The following is a 19,280-nucleotide window of genomic DNA, read 5'->3' as shown; positions in this document are numbered from 1 at the left end:
GGTTACGCCCTCTCTTCGAAGTAGCGTTTTGCGTTACCAAAGCAGATGTCTTCGACCATAGGGCCAAGCAGTGACATGTCGTTTGGTACCTCGCCGTTTTCAGCCCAACGACCAAGCATGTCACACAGAATTCGGCGGAAGTATTCGTGGCGTGTGTACGACAAGAAGCTGCGAGAGTCAGTCAGCATGCCGACAAACTGGCTAAGCAGACCAAGTTGAGATAACTGTTCCATTTGGCGTTGCATGCCGTCTTTCTGATCGTTGAACCACCAACCAGAACCAAACTGAACTTTGCCCGCGATGCCGCCACCTTGGAAGTTACCAATCATGGTTGCCATCATCTCGTTATCGCGAGGGTTTAAGCAGTAAAGAATGGTGCGAGGTAACTCGTTGCTTTGATCCATTTCGTCTAACAGGTGAGCCAATTCGAAGGCAAACGTCTTATCGCTGATCGAATCAAACCCTGCATCTGCGCCTAACAGTTGGAACATGCGCGTGTTGTTATTGCGCTGAGCACCAATGTGAAGCTGCATTACCCAACCCATTGCGGCGTAGCGCTTGCCTAACCACACCTGAACCGCTGTTGAAAACTGCGCACATTCTAGATCGGTGAGCGTTTCGCCATTGAGGCGTCGAGTTAACAGGGCATCCAAATCCGATTCTGATGGAATAGGTGCGTAGCGAACCACTTCAATACCGTGGTCAGCCGCACGACAGCCATGGGCATTAAAGTGGACTAAACGCTTGTCTAGCGCACTCAACAGATCATCAAATCGACGGATCTCGATATCGGCTACTTGACCAAGTTGGCGCAGGTAATCGACAAAGGTGTCGAGTTCGATTTTGAAGGCTTTATCTGGGCGCCAGCTTGGTAACACTTGTACATCAAATGAATTGTCTTGAGCGATCGCCTTATGGTGTTCAAGAGAATCAATTGGATCGTCTGTCGTACCAGCCATCACCACATTCATCTGCTTCATGATGCCGCGAGCACTAAATTCTGGTGTCGCTAATAGCTCGTTGCCTTCGTGCCAAATTTGGTCTGCGGTTTCTGGACCAAAGAGAGTGCCAGTAATACCAAATGGGCGGCGTAGTTCTAAATGAGTCCAATGGTAAAGTGGGTTGCCCAAGGTTTGAGGGACGGTTCTAGCCCAGGCCATGAACTTATCATAATCGCTTGCGCCTCCAGTAATCAGACGCTCATCAATCCCTGCTGAACGCATACCACGCCATTTGTAGTGGTCACCTTCAAGCCAAATCTTAGACATGTTTTCGAACTGACGATCTTGAGCCACTTCTGCCGGGTTTAGATGGCAGTGATAGTCATAAATCGGCTGGTGGCTTGCGTGTTCATGGTACAAACGACGTGCAGTCTCATTCGACAGTAAAAAGTCTTCACATAAGAAATTCTTCATTGTTTGTACTCCTTATAACGCAGCCACGGTCGCAACGGCACCGTGTTCAATTAATGATTGGTACGCTGAACTTACCGCATCAATGACCTGCGGGTCTTGGCCTAGCTCGGCAGGGAAAATCGCTTCAACCGCAAGTAATGCTGGAACCACAGAAACATTGAGTCCATGCTGGTCGCAGATCTGGCGAAGTGTGTCTGCCATTGGATCGCGGACATCAATCTCATTGCCTTGCTCATCAACGCCAGATACATAGCGCATCCAGCCAGCGATGGCGGTTGCAAGCCACGAGAAATCTGAGCCTTGATCTAAATGGAATCGTAAGCTGCCACCCATACGTTGAGGGATCTTCTGGCTGCCATCCATCGCAATCTGCCACGTCTTGTGCTTCAAGCTTGGGTTAGTGAAGCGGTTGATCAGCAAGGTTGCGTAACCTTCTAAATCAGTCCCTTCAGGCATCGTTAACGAAGGTGCCTGTGATTTCATCATCATGTCAAAAGCGGCTTTTCGGTAGCCAGCATCCGTCATAGTGTCGGAAATATGGTCGTAGCCACCAAGGTATCCAAGGTAAGCAAGGAAAGAGTGACTGCCATTGAGCATACGCAGTTTCATCTCTTCGTAAGGCACCACATCTTCTACGAACTCTGCGCCAGCGACATTCCAATCTGGACGACCTGCCACAAAGTTATCTTCAATCACCCATTGGCGGAAGGGTTCACAGGCGATGCCACATGGGTCTTCACAACCAAGCAGTTCTGCAATTTCTGTCAGTGTTTCTTCTGTTGCTGCGGGTACGATACGGTCAACCATGGTGCATGGGAAGGTGACATTGGTTTCAATCCAATCACGTAATTCTGGGTCAAGCAGTTGAGCAAACTCAATGATCGCTGCTTTTGCTACATGACCGTTCTCTTGCACGTTATCGCAAGACATGACCGTGAATGGTGTTAAGCCACGTTCACGTCGAATTTTGAGCGCTTGCACAATGTAACCTAATGCTGATTTAGGTTCGCTTGGGTTAGCTAGGTCAGCGATGACTAATGGGTTATTTTTGTCGAGTTTTCCTGTCGCTGGGTCTGCGCAGTAGCCTTTCTCTGTGATGGTCATAGAAACGATAGCCACTTGAGGTTCGGCCATTTTTTCTAATACGGTTTCGATGCCGTCTAGGCTTGGGTGAAGAGATTCGGCCACTGAGCCGATCACTTTAACGTCTGTGGATTCAGCGCCTTTTTCAGCAACCGTGTAAAGGTGATCTTGCGTGCGAAGTGATTCAATTAAGTCTTCGCCTCCGAATAGGTTAATTTCGCAAATACCCCAATCAGTGCTGGTCTTGCTGAGCATTTCATTGGTGAACAACGCTTGATGCGCTCGGTGAAATGCACCGAAGCCAAGGTGCACGATACGGCTTTGGAGTGCTGAACGGTCGTAGTCAGGTCGTAGTACAGTGTTTGGCAGCGTAGAGTTAGCAACAGTCTTCATTATTCAGTTCCTTTTCCCGCCAGCGAACCAGCGGGATTTTATTATTTGATAAAGCGTTTGAGTGTTTAGCAGTCTTAGAATCTATCTGTGACCAAATTACGAACCGTAGCCCAGTACCAATTCAGGTAGGAACAAGCTCAGCTCAGGGATAAAAGTAACGGCCATTAGGGCTGCAATAAGTGCGGCATAGAATGGCAATAAAGGCTTGATGACTTTGTCGATGGCAATGTTGGCAACCGAACAACCGATGAACAGAGCACTACCTACTGGCGGTGTACAGATACCGATAGCAAGGTTGAAGGTCATCATGATGCCGAAGTGCACAGGGTCGATGCCTAGGTCTAGCGCGATTGGTAAGAAGATTGGTGTGAAGATAAGAACCGCAGGGGTCATATCCATAAAGATGCCAACAATCAACAGAATCACGTTGATAATCAGTAGGATCATTAGTGGGTCTTCGGAAACCGCGAGTAGAGCATCGGCAATCATGTAAGGTACATCGGCGTTCGCCATTGCCCAAGACATGCCCATTGATGCGCCAACCAGTAATAGAACGATAGATGTTGTTACTGCAGACTCAAGGATGATCTTTGGAATATCACCCCATTTCACTTCGCGGTAGACAAGCACAGCTAAAACAAACGTGTATACCACAGCAATTGCGGAAGCCTCAGTCGCAGTAAAGATACCGCCAATGATGCCGCCCATGATGATGCCGATCAGTGCTAAAGAAGGTGCTGCTTTTAGGAAGGTATTCCATACCATTGATGTGGAAGGACGAGCTGCGACTGGGTAGCCACGACGTTTCGCGATAATACCTGCCACCATCATGATGCTCAGCCCCATCAATAGGCCTGGGATGTAGCCTGCTAAGAACAATGCTGCAATAGAGGTACCACCAGAAACTAATGAGAACACGATCAGCGTGTTGCTGGGTGGGATAAGCAAGCCCGCAGGACATGACGTAATATTTACCGCAGCCGAGTAGTTTTCGTCATATCCATCTTTCTTTTGCAGAGGAGACATAGTGCCACCAACTGCAGCAGCCGATGCAACCGCTGAGCCTGAGATAGACCCAAACATCATGTTTGCCATCACGTTTACGTGGGCGAGTGAACCTGGTAGACGACCACCCAACACTTTCGCGAAGTTGATCAAACGCAGCGCGATGCCGCCTTGGTTCATGATGTTGCCCGCCAAAATGAAGAACGGAATTGCTAATAGTGCAAAGTTATCAAGGCCTGCCGCCATACGTTGAGCAACTACAGCAATTGCAGGCTCAAGCGGTAAGCTCATTAAGATGGTTGCTAGTGACGATAAACCAATCGCAAAAGAGACCGGTACACCGATTGTAAGCAGTACAGCGAAACTACCGAATAATGTCAGTATTACTTGCCATTCCATTGTGAAATCCTTCTATCAATCAAGTTGTGAGTCGGTGATCAAATCGTCACCTGACATTAATTGTTTAACGCGTTCGTAGGTAAATACGACTGAGTAAAAAATCATCAAAGCGCCACTAACCGGTAAGCAGAAGTAGATGTAGCCCATTTCTAAACCTAGAGCGGGAGTCAGTTGTCCCATCGCAAGTGTTTTAGCTGCAAGTTGGCTGCCACCGTGTACCAGAACGATATAAGAGAAAGAAGCGATGGCTATTTGGATAATGATTTCGTTGATTAATTTACGTTTGCCAGTCAGCTTCATCGTAAGTAGGTCGATGGCAAGGTGGCGTTTCAGACCTGTTGTGTAAGCAGCACCAATCAGGGCTACCCACATAAAGAGGTAACGAGCGAGCTCGTCGGTAACAGTACTTGGTTTGCCAATAACATAGCGGGATAGAACCTGCCATATCACGCATAGCACCAAGAAAGACGATAGAGACACTGTAAAGGCGGCCAACCCTCTATTTATGTAACTGACCAATTTATTCATGTTTATTTCCTTTCAACAAAATTGCGTATCTCATAACAATTGGTTTACCAATGTAAGAAATTGTTTCTATGTAGGGATGGGATGTTCAAAAATCTGGCTGAATCATAAGCTATTCATTTTTTGGTTGGCGTGAGCAACTTCACAAATGATTTTGGTTGACCAATTTATGGGTTTTTATTGTGACTTTGGTCAATCAATTTTAATTTCAGCTTTGACGGTTCCTTTTTTGAGCCCCAATATGAGCCCATAACAAAAAACACCCTACATTTTGGATAACCAATCCACGGAGAATAAGAATGATGATGACGCGTAAAACTTTGATTAGTGCGGTTGTCGGTGCTGCTTTGACTTTTGGAGCAACAGCTTCTGCTTATGCAGCGACAACATTGAAACTGAGCCATAACCACCCTCGTGACCATGCAGTACATGAAGCGATGACGTTTATGGCGAAAGAAGTACGTGAATTGACTGATGGTGAGGTGCGTATTCGTATTTACCCTGATGCTCAATTGGGTACACAGCGTGAATCTATGGAGCTGATGCAGAACGGCGCTTTAGATATGGTGAAAAGTAATGCTGCTGAGCTAGAAGCTTTTTCTCCTGCTTATTCATCATTCAACATGCCTTACTTATTCCGCGATCAAGCGCACTACTACAGTGTGACTGATGGTGAAGTAGGCCGTGACATTCTTAACTCTTCTCGTGATAGCGGCTTTATTGGTGTGACTTACTACGACGCTGGTGCGCGTAGCTTCTATACCAATAAGCCAATTAACACACCAGAAGATCTGAAAGGTTTGAAAGTTCGTGTTCAACCAAGCCCATCAGCAATTGCGATGGTGAAAGCGTTAGGCGGTAACCCAACGCCACTAGCTTACGGTGAGTTGTACACAGCACTGCAGCAAGGTGTCGTAGATGCGGCTGAAAATAACATTCCTTCTTTCAGCTTGAGCCGTCACAGTGAAGTGTCTAAATACTTCAGCTTAGATGAGCACACGATGGTTCCGGATGTGTTGGTTATCTCAACCAAAGCATACGATAAACTGACTGCAGAACAACAAGGTGCGCTAATGAAGGCGGCAAGTGATTCATCTGAATTGATGAAAAAATTGTGGGCTGAATCGGAAGCAAAAGAGCGTGCTAAAGCCGAGAAAATGGGCGTTACTTTTGTGGAACCAGACAAGGCTGCGTTCGCACTAGCGGTTCAACCTATGTACGACGCGCTAGATAAAGCGGACCCAGAATTGAGCGCATTGATTGACCGTATTCAGGCTGTTGAATAACGAGCAAATATAGAAAAAAGAGTAATACAAAAACAAGGTGTTACTGCATTTTAAGATATAGAGGTTGACCAATTATATTTGGTCATTATGATGGCGAGAGAAATACAATGGAAAGAAGTGACAATATCATCATGATGCCTTTCGAGCCGAAAAGACCTTATCAGGAGATAGGGTTAGTACTAAGAAAAGAACTGATTGAAGGCCTGTATAAGGTCGGAGATAGGTTACCTCCAGAACGCGATATTGCTGATCGTCTAGATGTAAGCCGCACTGTAGTGCGTGAAGCGATCATCATGCTAGAGCTTGAAAACTTAGTTGAGGTAAAAAAAGGGTCAGGTGTTTATGTCCTGAACATTCCTACTCATTCTCGCGAGAATGTGGTCAGCGATGACGCTGGTCCATTCGAGATGCTGCAGGCCCGCCAATTACTGGAAAGTAATATCGCGGAGTTTGCGGCAACTCAGGTCACTCCGGGCGACATCATTAAGATGCGCTCTGCACTCGAACTCGAGCGCGAAGAGCTTGCAAGCGGCACTACCGATTGCAGCGGAGATGAAAGATTTCACATGTGTATTGCAGAGGCAACTCAAAACTCTGTGCTGGTAGATATGTTGAAACAATCCTGGGATCGACGCGAAAAGAGTCCAATGTGGAATAAACTCCACTCTCACATCAGTGGTCAAGATTACCGTGAAGAATGGTTAGATGATCACGCTCGTATCCTCGCCGCCTTACAGCGCAAAGACCCTGTCGCTGCTAAGAACGCAATGTGGCAACACCTTGAGAATGTTAAACAGCGTTTGTTAGCGCTGTCAGACATTGATGACCCAAACTTTGATGGTTACTTATTTAGCTCCAACCCAGTGGTGCTGCTTAGCTCAGAAAGCTAGTTCTGAAGCTAATGTTGAATTCAGCGACAAGGCTCCTCTTGAAAGCTGATTCATTCAATAGGTTGTAGATAGGTAATCGTCTTTAGACCGGCGTAGACCGGTGCTATCTCGGGCAGTAATTGTCATTGCTGCCATTAAGAAGTCGTTATTGCATTTAGCTTGATTAATTCGAGCCGGCTAAGTGCGTCTTAAAGAAAGGTAAGTCTCATGGAACAAACGTGGCGTTGGTACGGCCCTAATGATCAAGTCTCGCTAGACGATATTCGTCAAGCGGGCGCAACTGGTATTGTGAATGCACTGCATCATATTCCAAATGGTGAAGTTTGGACAAAAGAAGAAATCCTCAAGCGTAAAGCCATTATCGAAGAGAAAGGTTTAACGTGGTCGGTTGTAGAAAGCGTGCCTGTGCACGAAGAGATCAAAACTCAAACTGGCAACTACCAGCAGTGGATTGATAACTATAAGCAAACTCTGTCTAACCTTGCTGAGTGTGGCATCGATACGGTTTGTTATAATTTCATGCCAGTGTTGGACTGGACGCGTACCGATTTAGAATTTGAAATGCCTGATGGCTCGCGCGCACTGCGTTTTGACCAAATCGCGTTTGCGGCATTTGAGCTACATATCTTGAAACGTCCAGGTGCAGAATCGGACTATTCAGAATCAGAGCAAGCTCAAGCGTTGGATTACTTCAACAACATGACGCCAGAGCAAATTCAGCAACTGACTAATAACATCATCGCTGGCCTGCCAGGCGCTGAAGAAGGTTACACACTAGAAGCGTTTCAAGCACAGCTAGATCGCTATGCGGGAATCGACAAAGACAAGCTACGTGAGCACATGTCTTACTTCCTCGCTGAGCTGATGCCTATCTGTGATGCGAATGGCTTGAAGATGGCGGTTCACCCAGACGATCCACCGCGTCCGATTCTAGGCTTGCCTCGCATCGTTTCAACGATCGAAGACATTGATTGGTTGACCGAGCATGTACCGAGCAAAATGAATGGCTTGACGATGTGTACGGGTTCATACGGTGTTCGTGGCGACAATGATCTGGTTAATATGATCAAAAAGCACGGTGACCGAATTTACTTTACGCACCTGCGTTCAACTAAGCGTGAAGAGAGCAACCCAATGACATTCCACGAAGCAGCGCACCTCGATGGTGATGTGGACATGTACAACGTTGTGATGGCTATTTTGGATGAAGAAAATCGTCGTGCAGAAGTGGGCGATCACCGCTTAATTCCAATGCGTCCGGATCACGGTCATCAAATGCTGGATGACCTTAAGAAAACCACTAACCCAGGTTATTCGGCGATTGGTCGATTGAAAGGCTTAGCTGAAGTTCGTGGTTTAGAGATGGCATTGAAACGCGCTTTCTATACCAAGTAACGACGGCATCTAGCTTTAAAATACTTTTAAAAACCAGAACTCATGTTCTGGTTTTTTGTATCTGAGCTCAGTAAAACTTCAGAGTTTGGATAACAACAATCACGCCCCTAACTTGGTAAAGGCCAACGGGGTTTGTCCAGTTTGCTGTTTGAAAAAAGCGATAAACGCACTGTTAGATGAGAACTCTAGCAAATGTGCCACATCACCGACTTGTCGGTTTTCTGAGAGCAGTTCAATCGCTTTAAACAAGCGCCATTGCTGTCGCCACTCTTGGTAAGTCATGCCTGTTTCGGCTTTGAATAATCGAGTAATCGTTTTGGTGCTTGCGCCAACCGAGTTCGCTAATGTCGAGAGGGCTGGGGCAAGAAAGGAATCGGTTCGGACTTGTTTGCAAAAGCTTTTAAAGCGGCGATCTGTCGGTAGTGGCAAGATAAACGAGTGTTGGTTAGCACTGTAAAACTCTTCCCAGAATAGGTTGGCGGTATTGGTGGTTTGCTCGCGGGCAACGTCCCAATCCCAGAAAGCCATCTTATTGATCAGGGCTTTTAAAAGCTCATTCACTTCCACAATTTCAATCGCTTCTGGGCAGGTGTAAATACTGCTATCAAAATAGAGCGACCGATAAGCAACCACATTGGTCATCTGCGCGCGATGTTTGGTATAAGGCGGGATCCACACGGCTTTAGTCGGCGGCAAAATGCAAATGGCGTTTTTTAAGGTCAAGGTGATGCAACCCTGCGGAGCATACAGCAACTGTCCTTTTACGTGGTGATGTATTCCTGAGTCATGCTGACCTAGCTCTGCCGCAATCCCTATTACGGGCGCAGGTAAGCTGTCTGCATCAAACTCAATGGTTTCGCTGATTAATGCCATTTGTCCCAATCTTGTTGTTTTTGGTTTTAATGTTGTTAACGAGCCAAGGTTAGTTTCCCCTAGACTCCTCGTCAAGTTCACTGGTCTTGGAAAAATGATGAAAACAAAACCTTCTTTATGGCAAATGGTGCTATTGCTGATGTTCCCTCAAATCGCAGAAACCATCTATAGCCCGACTCTGGATTCAATATCGAAATCCTTTGATGTGAGTTACGCACAAGCGGCGCAAACCCTCTCGATCTACTTCTCAGCGTTTGCGCTCGGTGTTGTGGTATGGGGCGTGTTAGCTGACAAGTGGGGGCGCCGACCAACCATGTTACTGGGCATGGGGTTATTCGCCTGTTCAGCACTTATTGCTATGCAAACCGACAGCTTTACGTGGTTGATGATAGCCAGAGCCATGGGTGCTTTCGGGCTTGCGGTTGGCTCGGTTGTGACACAAACCATGTTGCGCGATGCCTTTAGCGGCGCGGAACTGGCCAAGGTGTTTGGTTACATGGGGATGGGGCTGTCGATTAGTCCAATCATCGGGCTGCTTCTTGGCGGTCAACTAAGCCAAGCGGGCGGGCATCAATATGTGTTTATTGCCTTGTTTATTATGGTGTTAGCGTTGTTGGCACATAGCCTATGGTCATTGCCTGAAACGCAACAATCTAAGCAGCCATTGCAGTTAAAGTCACTCAGTATTCACATGATCAAAGATAGCGATATATGGATGTCTGCGTTGCTGGTTGCGTCGTTCAATATTGCACTGTTTTCCTATTATCAATTGGGTTCATTTGCCTTCATTCAACTTGGATTTAGCGTTGAGCAGTTTGGCTACAGCGGCATTGTGCTTGGGTTCGGGACTCTGTTGGGAAGCTTGGTGAACAAGACATTGTTGAAGAGACAAGTGTCTTCAATGTCTCTGATTGGTATCGCAGCAGGGCTTCAAACATTAGGTGCGGTGGGTGTCTATTTTTCACAACACACGATCTGGTTCTTGCTTCCAATGATGTTGGTGGTTATGGCGTTTGGTATTGCGATCCCTAATGTATTGAGCCGAGCGTTGGTACGTTACCAATCTCAAGCAGGAAGTGCAGGCGCACTGTTTGGTTTGATGTATTACACCTTGATCGGCTCAGGGCTCGCTTTAGCGGGAATGATTCAAGATTTAGGTGTAGTGTTGGTACTTTGTGGCGCGTTATCTGTTCTGGTGACGATACGCAGTCGACTCCAGCTTAAACGCTAAGTCTCTCATCTGTATTGATAAATTCCGTGTCCTGTTTGGCGCGGAATTTATCATTTCTTGGTTTGTAAATTTGGATATTGACAGGGGTAGAGTGATCGTTCTACTCTGTAGGTAGAACAATCATTCTACCCTTTGTCGGGTATTGAGAGAGCACTATGTTGAGAGAACAGATTGCAGCAAGCTTAGAGGTGGCATTTAGCCAGCAAGGTTTTGCTGAGCCGAGCGTTGCACAGCTGAAAACGGCGTGCGATGTAAGCCTAAGAACCTTGTATAAACATTTCCCTTCAAAAGAAGCGATGATCGTTGGTGCCTTGGAATATCGACACCAACGCTACTTAGATTTCTTGTTGGAAACGTCGCCTGAAAAGGGGCTCGCATCGGTTACTCATATCTTCAACAAGCTCCAACAATGGTTAGAAGAGTATGCGCCACATGGGTGCATGTCGATGAATGCGATGGCCGCGTTTCCCGATAATGAGCTTATCAGCCAAGCGGTTACACAGCATAAAGAACAAGTTCGTTTGCTAATAGGCAAGCAGAGCCTGCGAGAGGATCTCGCGACACCACTGTTTTTACTTCATGAAGGCGTATCAAGTGCGTGGCCAGTATTGGGCGAAGAAGCTGTGGCATCGGCACAGAATATGGTGACAAAATTACTCAAGGAAACAGTATGAATTTTGAAGTGCCAAAAACAATGAAAGGCGTAGAGATGTTAGGGCACGGCGGGGCAGAAATGCTGGGTTACCGTGAAGATATCGCTGTTCCTCAAATTGAACCTAATGAAGTGCTGATCAAGGTGATGGCGGCAGGCGTGAACAACACCGACATCAACACACGAATCGGTTGGTATTCTAAAAGTGATGATTCAGACGATGCCAGTTGGTCTGGCGAAGCGTTGAAATTCCCTCGTATCCAAGGTGCTGACGTGTGCGGCTTCATCGTAGCCGTTGGTAACGAAGTTTCGGCTGACCGTATTGGTGAGCGTGTTCTGATTGAGCCTTGTTTGACCGAGGTTTATGGACAAGATCTACCACAGCCATGGTATTTCGGATCTGAATGCGATGGTGGTTTCGCTGAATACACCAAAGTAGCAGCTAAGCATGCTTACGCGGTGAACAGTTCTATGTCGGATGTTGAGCTAGCGTCTTTCCCATGCTCTTATTCGACCGCAGAAAACATGCTGACTCGCGCCAACGTGGCTGAAGCTGATCGCGTGCTGATCTCAGGTGCATCGGGCGGTGTGGGCTCTGCGGCTATTCAGCTAGCAAAAGCTCGCGGCGCGTATGTTATTGCCATCACTAGCCCAAGCAAGAACCAACAGTTACTTGAACTTGGTGCTGATGAAGTGATTGCCCGTGATGCAGATTTGGTTAACGCGCTAGGCGAAAGCAGCGTGAATGTGGTGATCGATTTAGTTGCTGGTGACAAGTGGCCAGAGTTTCTTGAAGTCCTAAAACCGCATGGCCGTTATGCTGTGTCTGGTGCGATTGGTGGTGCAATGGTTGAGCTTGATGTTCGCACTTTGTATCTCAAAGATCTCAGCTTTTTTGGTTGCACGGTTTTAGAGCCACAGGTATTCCAGAATCTAGTCAACCGTATTGAGAAACAGCAGATTGGCGCCATCGTTGCAGAGTCTTATCCGCTAGCCGATATCCATAAAGCGCAAGAAGAGTTCTTAAAGAAAAAGCATGTTGGTAAGATCGTGTTGAAAGTTGCTCAGAGTTAACTTTAGACGGTGTCACGCATCTAATCTATGTAAGAGCGAGCCAGTATCATGTGCTCGCTTTTTTGTTTCTGGCGAATGCTGGCGGGCTCAGTCTTGCAACCCGTTGAGTAACAGATCCTATACAGCTGAAAAGTTAATGATTCATTTATCATTGTGTGGTTTATGAATTAACTGTGCGATAATTACCGCCATTATATATCCCGAACTGTTTGATAATCATCTAGGAGCCGTATTGATGTTTAAAAGGGTATTGCAGGCACTATTCTCACCTTTTGTTTATTCAAAAAACAAACCCTCTGCAGAGCCTGCCCAACAAGAGCAACAACAAACCGTTGCTACTGATTCTGTTCAGTCTTCAATCTTTGTTCCGCCGTCGTCCGCTCAGCCATCATCATTAATCGTCGATAAGACGCTTAGCCTTCACGATGGTGAGTTCCTTGATTATTTGTTTGGAGAGTCTCGCCTTCGAACGGAGTCAGACCCATTTAGTGATTTTGTCGCTTGCCAAATCGAACGCTTGATTCGCTCTCCAAAAGCCTTGCTTAATGAACTTCCAGTGATGCCAGCCTCTGTGACCACGTTAATGAGCGAATTACAGAGCGATGAGTTTGATGTCGATACTCTGTTAAGAGTGATTGAGCGCGAGCCGAGTATGGCTGCCGATGTGATTAAACTGGCAAATAGCGCCTTTTACAAACGCAATGAAAAACAGGTTACCGACCTAAAAACAGCATTCTTAAATATGGGTTCTCAAGGGCTCGTTGAAGGGGTGGTGAATAGCTACATGAAGAACTTCACGCCGGGGAACAATATTTACTGGCGTCACTTCGGTGAGAAAATTTGGAATCACAGTGTTCAAACCGCGTCGTTTTCTAAGGAGTTGATGAAAGACTCTTCATCTCAAGAAGAGCAAGCAGCGGCGTATTTTGTTGGGTTAATTCGCAACTTAGGCAAGATGATCATTTTCCAGATGATGGTAGAAGCCTTCAAGCATGTTGATCCTTCTGTTCCACCTAACTCGTTAGCATTGAAGCGCCTGATGAACAGCTACTCCATTCGCCTGACTTACACCATTGCTAAGTTCTGGGAACTGCCAGAATCAGTGTTGACCGCGATTGGCTACCAAGAGTCGAGCCGATACGAATGCACACCACTTGGTCAAGCTGTGTTTGAAGCTAACTACTTGAGTGAGCTGTGCTATTTACTGGAAGAACAAACGATTGAAGTCGAGCAATTTAAGCGCAGATGCAAAGAGACACTGATGTCTCCGGCTGCATACAAAGTGGCTAACCGTATCTATAAAGAGTCTGAATTATCGCTAGTGAGCTAACCCTTAGCCTATTCGACCTACGCTGTGACTGAACATAATGATTGGTTGCAGCTTGGTTGGGCTAGGTTGTGAAATACATTCAGCTACGAAATACGCTTACAAATGGCTAATCCACAGCTTGTCGAGTTCGCACCAACCGAAACCATTTACTTGTGCGCCGTGTATCTTTTCAGAAACCTCTAAGTTGAACGCCTCTTGCTTGAGCTCAACCACAACTCCAGATTCATGCAACCAATGCCGAAGCACCAACAGTGCATTCATTGCTAACTCAAAGTTGGGCTGGTTTGTTATTGAGGCTAAGCCTTGTTCGATTGTCTCTAGCATCTCAGAAGGTAAAGTTAATTCCTCAAACGGGAAGCGAGTGAAAAAGCTTAACCACGAAGTGAAGGTGTCGTTCTCATCAATAATACTGCACAGCGCGACGTCTTTGGTAGTTAGGTAGTGAGTTAGGTAGTGCCCATATTCCACGCTGGTTTTGTGGTCGCCAGACACTGACAACTGATCGAAAAGGGCTTGGCATTCAGAGGTGTCTTCAACGGTGAACTCACGAACGGTTGAAGACAACATCGGGCTTTGAATCTTAAAGAAGGTTGAGCCGAAATCCGGTTGGGAAGAATGGTCATCGCCACGCACGCTGGTCGTTTTCTCGGGCAGTTTCACGCACACCTGATTTTGAGCGCAGGCTTTGCTCTGTGCCCATTCAGGATAGACCCACAACTCGACTCGATTCAGAATCGGCGTGCTGTGTGAATAGGCGCTATTGCGGCTCAATCTCAACATCTTGCTTGAGAAGATGTCTAATGAGAACGCGCCAGATCCAATCAGCCTATCAGTCGGTGATGAGTGATCGAATACGGAGGCTTCAGCCCTAGCAAGTAGGCGCGGTAAATGCCAATCAGGTTGATTCAACTTTACGACAACCACATTGCCTGCCGAGACAGAGACCTCATCAATATGCTGATAACAGCGATGCCATATTTTGCTTTGGCAGAGAGAGTTAAGGTTGCGTGCTATGTCTTGAGGTTCGAGTGTTCGACCGTTATGAAATTGAACACCATTGCGAATCTGAAAGTGCCACTGTGTCGCATCTTGATTAGGCTGCCAATGATAAGCCAGATCGCCGCTGAGTTTGCCGTGCTTAACGGAGGTTAGGCGTTGGCAAACTTGCATAACTAAGAAACGTTCGGTGCGTCTAAGCACGCGTTGAGGGTGAAGCGCTTCGAGTTCTCGGTGAAACGGGATGTACGCGATATTCTGCGTCGACGGATTGGTATTGCTTAGAAAGGCTTGCAACTCAGTGCCAGCATTGCGGCCGTTGAAGCTCAAGGTGCTAAACACCTGTTCTATGTTGCCTGCGTCAGCTTGGGTTTGTGCGTATTGGTAACACGCCTCAATGGGTTCAACCAGACACGTGAGTTGTGCCTTCTTGCTGCGGCCTGAGCTAGCTTGCCACTCAATCCAGCCTTGTGCTGTCATCGCTTTGAGTAAGGTCTGAACGTGACGTTCACTCACGTGCAGCAGTGTGGCCAGTTGGTTGACCTGACAGTGTGATACTCCAGGCCCAAAAGCCTGAAATATCTTTTCATACAGTTCAAGCTTACGCTTAAGGTTGCCCAATTTGCTTTTCCTAACGACGAGGTTGAGTTAAATGTGAATAGCCAGAATCAATCAGTGCGTTTTCCATCGTATCGAGAACTCGAGAGGTTATCTCTGAGCTCAGGATATTCGATTCAGTTTTGCCTTGAAGCACCAAATCTGAAAAATGGTCGATTTCAAACTCGAATCCATTCCCTATCACTCGGTAGTTAATGGTCGACTTTTTGCCTTGATGTTCAATCTCAATAAAGGCCGGATTCCACCATTTTTCGTGAATGGTGATTTTGGTTTCAGGTCCACTCAAGTGTGCTGATCGGGGAAGGTTTTGCACTGTTGATGCCGATATCTTACCGCTTATATCACCAGAGAATGTAAAGCATGCATTGGTATCAACATTCGCTCCCTCATAAAGACACGACATCTCTACCTGAGGTTTTGAAGGGTTTACACCCAGCGTTCGGCACAGATCGTAAAAGAACCAAAGCCCATAGACCCCAACATCGAGTGTTGCTCCGCCTGACAAATCCGGATTGAAGATAAACAAATCGGGCTCATAGTCATGATGGTTACCAAAGCTGGCTTCGATTGAATCTATCTGAATGTTGTTATCGACCAAGAATGATTGGAGCTCACGATATGCGGGAAACACCACGGTTTTCATTGCTTCTAACAGCATCACGCCATTTTGCTTCGCGAGAGCTTTCATCTCAAGCCAGTCAGCAAGGTTGGTAAAAGCCGGCTTCTCGACCAATACATGTTTTTTATTCTTTAGAAACAACTCAGTGAGTGGCTGGTGGTATGGGTGAACCGTAGCGATGTAAACCGCTTCAACACTTGGGTCATTCGCCATCTCTTCATAAGAACCATAAGCCTTGTCGCAAGCAAACTTGTTGGCGAACGTGGCTGCGCGTGAGTGATCTCTGGCGGCAACCGCATCAAGCTCACCATGCAGAGAGTGCTCTGTGACTGCGGTTGCGAATCGATTGGCGATATTGCCTAGCCCTGCGATACCCCATTTAATTTTTCGTTGCGTGTCGCTCATCAGTTACTCCAAATCGTTGTTTTGTATCAGTGTACTCAGAGACGTCACATACAAATAGAGAACAGATTTCTCAACCTGTTCTCTATTTATTTTATTCTAGTTGAAGCTCAGGATTAGCTCTGTATTGAGTGTTTCCAATCGGCTAGGGCTTGAATGTGTTTTGGCCCGATGCCACAACAGCCACCGATAATATTCGCGCCCAGTGCATGCCAGCGTTTAGCGTAAGTTAAGTAACCTTGGCCATCCAGTTCACGCATTTCTTGAAACATGTCATTCGCTTCATGTTCGTTGCTGATAGGCGCAAAGTTATTGGCATAGACACCAATTTCTAAATCACGGCCTAGCTCATCGTTCACTTTCTTGGCATCGATAATGGCTTGATCCATCACTTCAGGCACTGAACAGTTAAACATAATGCCTGTCGCGTTTGATTGGCAGGCAAGTTTGATGGCGTCTGTTACGCTCTCGCCAGAACGAATATTGGCAGAATCGCCCTTGGTATCTTCCAAACTGAATGCGTAGTAACACGGCTTATCTGACTGCTTAAGAACCGCATGAATGGATTCGAACTCTTGCAGGCTGCAGATGGTTTCCGCTATCCAAAGATCGATGTTTGGATCCTGGGCATCGTAAAGCGTTTGAATGATTGGCGCTGCCTCTTCTACCTTAAACAAGTCTGGTCGGTAGCTGCCAAATGGCGGTGGAATCGCGCCTGCTACTTTCACTGTGTGGGTAGCATTGTCTGCAACTGCTTTAGCCAGCTCACCAGACAGTGTGGCTAGTTCAAAACCGCGTTGCTCGAACAGCTCTGCACCCAAGTGAAAAGGCACACAGGCGTAGCTATTGGTGATTAGGATTTCAGCACCTGCATCGACAAAGTTTTGATGTGCTTGGCTGACAAATTCGGGTGCTTCAATCAGCGCTTGAGCACTCCAAAGCGGTTGAGAAAATGGCGCGCCAATTTCTTTGAGTTCTCGGCCCATGCCGCCATCAAGTATGGTTAGTGTTTTCATATTCAATACTATCTAAACAATTGCGGAAGTTCTGCCGCCACCATATCAGACAACCTTGTTAGACAGAAGCCATCAAGCCAAGGTTCAACTATCGATGAGGGAGTTTCGTTATAAGCCGTCTAGCGGGCTAGTCGTGCCACTAAAGTGTTGCCCAATAACGTGAGTGTAAATCTGAGTTGTCTTAACATCACTGTGCCCCAGTAGCTCTTGAACCGTTCTGATATCGGAGCCTGACTTTAGAAGTTGCGTAGCAAAACTGTGCCTGAAAGTATGACAACTAATTCGCTTGTGGCGCAATTTATTAGAGTTAGTCGCCTTCTTTAGCGTTTTTCGGAGTACCGAATCATGTAGGTGGTGTCGGCATACGATCCCCGACTCAGAGTGTTGAGTGACGGATTTTGATGGGAATAGGTACATCCAAGCAAGTTGTCGATAGGCACTAGGGTATTTTTTACCTAATCGGTGAGGCAAAGATGGCCCAAACCCATTCAAGTTATCTTTAGCGAGCAGAACTGCAACTTGTGAAATTTTGTCTTGTATAGCTTCAGTGAGTGAAAAACTTAAAATTGTCACTCGGTCTTTATTTCCTTTCCCATTGTGAACAGTGAGAGACCCTTGTTTTAGATCTATATCTTGTACTCGAAGCCTCAGGCATTCCGATACTCTCAAACCTGAACCATACAACAAGCGAAAAAACAGTTGATATTTAGGATCTATTTCATTGATCACCGAGATAGCTTCCGCATGATTGAGTACGCTAGGAATTTTTCGAGACCGAGTCGCATAGCTAAACCCTAAGTCTCCTAGAGGTTGCTTAATAAATTGATTGTATAAATAGGCTAGAGCATTGAGAGCTACCTTTTGAGTATTGATGGCTACTTTTTGTTGATTAGCTAAATGAGAAAGAAAGGAGACAACTTCAGCGGCATGCATCTGTTCAGGGTGTTTAAGCTTATGAAAATGAATGAAGTATTTTATCCAGTAACAGTAGGCTTTGATTGTCTTGCGACTATAGCCTCGCATCGTCATATGTTCGCAAATTGCCTGCATGAATTGACTCGCCATATATTCCCCTCACAAAATCTGTACATACAGACAGTTTATTGCTTGTTGAATAATTAATGACTTAAAAAAGAGTGGTTTTTAACTCTGATTGAGCACGAATTTAACGAGAGGCTTATTTTAAATTATTGATTATACTCCAGATTTATGGGTGGTTAAGAATGAGGCCGAGCGTTACATAGTCGGCAATATGTGCTTGCACGTTTTCACACTTATTGTTTAGACCCACTTTTATATTAAATGCATAGCATTCAGTTGGTTATGAGTGACCTTTTTGATATGTTAAGCGGATGGATTCGTGCTTGCACAATATTAAAATTTTATGTGCAATCAGTTTCAATCAATGGAGAACCTAATGGAAAATGGTAAAGTGAAGTGGTTTAGCCAAGATAAAGGCTATGGATTTATCACTTCAAATGCAGGTGAGGATCATCACTTTAATGTACAAGGAATAAATGGTCCTGACCTCCCTTCAAATGGGGATGGAGTATCTTTTGAGTCGAAAACAGGAAACAAAGGTAAAAGAGCTGTAAATGTTACAATTACATCTAAAAGCTCAAAAGTAACCAGAAATTCTGATGACCGAATTAATTGCCCTTCTTGTCATAAAAAAATTGTGCCTCGGATGATTACTTATAGGGGGAAGCCTGAAAAATCCGTTTGTCCATATTGTGCAGCAACTGTAAGGACATTTAGTAATTGCTTTATTGCTACTGCTGTCTACGGCGACCCTTGTTGTACAGAAGTTAGAGCGTTAAGAAAGTTTAGAGATGAGAAGTTACTGACAAATACGTTAGGCTCTTTATTTGTTAAGGTTTACTACAATATATCCCCCCCTATTGCCAACTGGTTAATAGGTAGAGAAAAGATATCTAAAAAAATAAGAACTACTCTAAATTATTTGGTAAAGCACATAACAAGCTAATTAATAAGGACAAAAAACAGTTGGCTGTTTTCGTTCCTCAACATTTTAGCCAACAATTTTTTGCCCATTATTAGGGCTACATGGATTCCCC

The 19,280-nt window shown here is 45.8% G+C and carries 17 protein-coding genes; 8 read left to right on the top strand and 9 right to left on the bottom strand.

Annotated elements, in window-relative coordinates; genetic code table 11:
* Window positions 1-2: 2 nt before the first annotated feature.
* The 4 genes from uxaC to AB4512_RS18435 form a co-directional block, all read right to left on the bottom strand.
* Window positions 3-1,415: a glucuronate isomerase gene (gene uxaC / locus AB4512_RS18450; protein WP_102394443.1), complete on the bottom strand. Its 1,413-nt coding sequence runs from the start codon at window positions 1,413-1,415 to the stop codon at window positions 3-5.
* Window positions 1,416-1,427: 12 nt separating this feature from the next.
* Window positions 1,428-2,891 (bottom strand): fructuronate reductase, encoded by a 1,464-nt coding sequence (locus tag AB4512_RS18445; protein ID WP_017068140.1) that lies wholly within the window; start codon window positions 2,889-2,891, stop codon window positions 1,428-1,430.
* A 96-nt stretch (window positions 2,892-2,987) separates the two neighbouring features.
* Window positions 2,988-4,295, bottom strand: coding sequence for a TRAP transporter large permease (locus AB4512_RS18440; RefSeq protein WP_017068141.1), 1,308 nt, complete (start codon window positions 4,293-4,295; stop codon window positions 2,988-2,990).
* A gap of 15 nt (window positions 4,296-4,310) precedes the next feature.
* The gene (locus AB4512_RS18435) at window positions 4,311-4,823 is read right to left on the bottom strand and encodes a TRAP transporter small permease (RefSeq protein ID WP_017068142.1); all 513 of its coding nucleotides are present in this window, start codon (window positions 4,821-4,823) and stop codon (window positions 4,311-4,313) included.
* Between the two features lie 299 nt (window positions 4,824-5,122).
* Between AB4512_RS18435 and AB4512_RS18430 the strand changes: the two genes are divergently transcribed.
* The 3 genes from AB4512_RS18430 to uxuA all read left to right on the top strand — a co-directional run bounded on the left by AB4512_RS18430 (window position 5,123) and on the right by uxuA (window position 8,391).
* Complete coding sequence (locus tag AB4512_RS18430; protein WP_372057303.1) at window positions 5,123-6,106, top strand: TRAP transporter substrate-binding protein; 984 nt, start codon at window positions 5,123-5,125, stop codon at window positions 6,104-6,106.
* A gap of 107 nt (window positions 6,107-6,213) precedes the next feature.
* Window positions 6,214-6,996, top strand: a complete 783-nt coding sequence (locus AB4512_RS18425; RefSeq protein WP_017068144.1) for an FCD domain-containing protein — start codon at window positions 6,214-6,216, stop codon at window positions 6,994-6,996.
* A 207-nt stretch (window positions 6,997-7,203) separates the two neighbouring features.
* Window positions 7,204-8,391, top strand: a complete 1,188-nt coding sequence (gene uxuA, locus AB4512_RS18420; RefSeq protein ID WP_017068145.1) for a mannonate dehydratase — start codon at window positions 7,204-7,206, stop codon at window positions 8,389-8,391.
* A gap of 99 nt (window positions 8,392-8,490) precedes the next feature.
* On the opposite strand, the gene AB4512_RS18415 is transcribed toward uxuA, so the two are convergent.
* Entirely contained in the window at window positions 8,491-9,264 is a 774-nt protein-coding gene (locus AB4512_RS18415; RefSeq protein ID WP_372111209.1) for a helix-turn-helix domain-containing protein, read from the bottom strand.
* A 97-nt stretch (window positions 9,265-9,361) separates the two neighbouring features.
* Between AB4512_RS18415 and AB4512_RS18410 the strand changes: the two genes are divergently transcribed.
* The 4 genes from AB4512_RS18410 to AB4512_RS18395 all read left to right on the top strand — a co-directional run bounded on the left by AB4512_RS18410 (window position 9,362) and on the right by AB4512_RS18395 (window position 13,551).
* Window positions 9,362-10,495 carry a multidrug effflux MFS transporter gene (locus AB4512_RS18410; RefSeq protein WP_372175315.1) on the top strand — a complete coding sequence of 378 codons (1,134 nt, stop codon included), beginning with the start codon at window positions 9,362-9,364 and terminating at the stop codon, window positions 10,493-10,495.
* Between the two features lie 155 nt (window positions 10,496-10,650).
* Window positions 10,651-11,169, top strand: a complete 519-nt coding sequence (locus AB4512_RS18405) for a TetR/AcrR family transcriptional regulator (RefSeq protein WP_017061096.1) — start codon at window positions 10,651-10,653, stop codon at window positions 11,167-11,169.
* The gene (locus AB4512_RS18400) at window positions 11,166-12,221 is read left to right on the top strand and encodes an alcohol dehydrogenase family protein (RefSeq protein WP_372175314.1); all 1,056 of its coding nucleotides are present in this window, start codon (window positions 11,166-11,168) and stop codon (window positions 12,219-12,221) included. The genes AB4512_RS18405 and AB4512_RS18400 overlap by 4 nt, the downstream gene beginning before the upstream one ends.
* A 235-nt stretch (window positions 12,222-12,456) precedes the next feature.
* Complete coding sequence (locus tag AB4512_RS18395) at window positions 12,457-13,551, top strand: HDOD domain-containing protein (protein ID WP_372175313.1); 1,095 nt, start codon at window positions 12,457-12,459, stop codon at window positions 13,549-13,551.
* A 96-nt stretch (window positions 13,552-13,647) separates the two neighbouring features.
* Here AB4512_RS18395 and AB4512_RS18390 read toward each other — a convergent pair whose 3' ends face one another.
* The 4 genes from AB4512_RS18390 to AB4512_RS18375 form a co-directional block, all read right to left on the bottom strand.
* Complete coding sequence (locus AB4512_RS18390) at window positions 13,648-15,168, bottom strand: SgrR family transcriptional regulator (RefSeq protein ID WP_136982457.1); 1,521 nt, start codon at window positions 15,166-15,168, stop codon at window positions 13,648-13,650.
* A gap of 10 nt (window positions 15,169-15,178) precedes the next feature.
* A complete protein-coding gene (locus AB4512_RS18385) occupies window positions 15,179-16,189 on the bottom strand; it encodes a Gfo/Idh/MocA family protein (RefSeq protein WP_136982456.1) in 1,011 nt (336 codons plus the stop codon).
* A 113-nt stretch (window positions 16,190-16,302) separates the two neighbouring features.
* Window positions 16,303-17,202 carry a homocysteine S-methyltransferase family protein gene (locus AB4512_RS18380; protein WP_372175312.1) on the bottom strand — a complete coding sequence of 300 codons (900 nt, stop codon included), beginning with the start codon at window positions 17,200-17,202 and terminating at the stop codon, window positions 16,303-16,305.
* Between the two features lie 108 nt (window positions 17,203-17,310).
* Window positions 17,311-18,267: an integron integrase gene (locus AB4512_RS18375; RefSeq protein ID WP_017067063.1), complete on the bottom strand. Its 957-nt coding sequence runs from the start codon at window positions 18,265-18,267 to the stop codon at window positions 17,311-17,313.
* Window positions 18,268-18,619: 352 nt separating this feature from the next.
* Here AB4512_RS18375 and AB4512_RS18370 point away from each other — a divergent pair, with 352 nt between their 5' ends.
* Window positions 18,620-19,189: a cold-shock protein gene (locus AB4512_RS18370; protein ID WP_157938423.1), complete on the top strand. Its 570-nt coding sequence runs from the start codon at window positions 18,620-18,622 to the stop codon at window positions 19,187-19,189.
* Window positions 19,190-19,280: the final 91 nt, after the last annotated feature.

The sequence above is a fragment of the Vibrio sp. 10N.222.52.B7 genome, from assembly GCF_041474275.1.
GTDB lineage: Bacteria > Pseudomonadota > Gammaproteobacteria > Enterobacterales > Vibrionaceae > Vibrio > Vibrio crassostreae_C.
This window is presented reverse-complemented; position numbering and strand designations above follow the sequence as displayed.

Coding starts and splice junctions, on each gene's coding strand:
- uxaC (WP_102394443.1), bottom strand. CDS start 1,415: ATGAAGAATTTCTTATGTGAAGACTTTTTACTGTCGAATGAGACTGCA.
- AB4512_RS18445 (WP_017068140.1), bottom strand. CDS start 2,891: ATGAAGACTGTTGCTAACTCTACGCTGCCAAACACTGTACTACGACCT.
- AB4512_RS18440 (WP_017068141.1), bottom strand. CDS start 4,295: ATGGAATGGCAAGTAATACTGACATTATTCGGTAGTTTCGCTGTACTG.
- AB4512_RS18435 (WP_017068142.1), bottom strand. CDS start 4,823: ATGAATAAATTGGTCAGTTACATAAATAGAGGGTTGGCCGCCTTTACA.
- AB4512_RS18430 (WP_372057303.1), top strand. CDS start 5,123: ATGATGACGCGTAAAACTTTGATTAGTGCGGTTGTCGGTGCTGCTTTG.
- AB4512_RS18425 (WP_017068144.1), top strand. CDS start 6,214: ATGGAAAGAAGTGACAATATCATCATGATGCCTTTCGAGCCGAAAAGA.
- uxuA (WP_017068145.1), top strand. CDS start 7,204: ATGGAACAAACGTGGCGTTGGTACGGCCCTAATGATCAAGTCTCGCTA.
- AB4512_RS18415 (WP_372111209.1), bottom strand. CDS start 9,264: ATGGCATTAATCAGCGAAACCATTGAGTTTGATGCAGACAGCTTACCT.
- AB4512_RS18410 (WP_372175315.1), top strand. CDS start 9,362: ATGAAAACAAAACCTTCTTTATGGCAAATGGTGCTATTGCTGATGTTC.
- AB4512_RS18405 (WP_017061096.1), top strand. CDS start 10,651: ATGTTGAGAGAACAGATTGCAGCAAGCTTAGAGGTGGCATTTAGCCAG.
- AB4512_RS18400 (WP_372175314.1), top strand. CDS start 11,166: ATGAATTTTGAAGTGCCAAAAACAATGAAAGGCGTAGAGATGTTAGGG.
- AB4512_RS18395 (WP_372175313.1), top strand. CDS start 12,457: ATGTTTAAAAGGGTATTGCAGGCACTATTCTCACCTTTTGTTTATTCA.
- AB4512_RS18385 (WP_136982456.1), bottom strand. CDS start 16,189: ATGAGCGACACGCAACGAAAAATTAAATGGGGTATCGCAGGGCTAGGC.
- AB4512_RS18380 (WP_372175312.1), bottom strand. CDS start 17,202: ATGAAAACACTAACCATACTTGATGGCGGCATGGGCCGAGAACTCAAA.
- AB4512_RS18375 (WP_017067063.1), bottom strand. CDS start 18,267: ATGGCGAGTCAATTCATGCAGGCAATTTGCGAACATATGACGATGCGA.
- AB4512_RS18370 (WP_157938423.1), top strand. CDS start 18,620: ATGGAAAATGGTAAAGTGAAGTGGTTTAGCCAAGATAAAGGCTATGGA.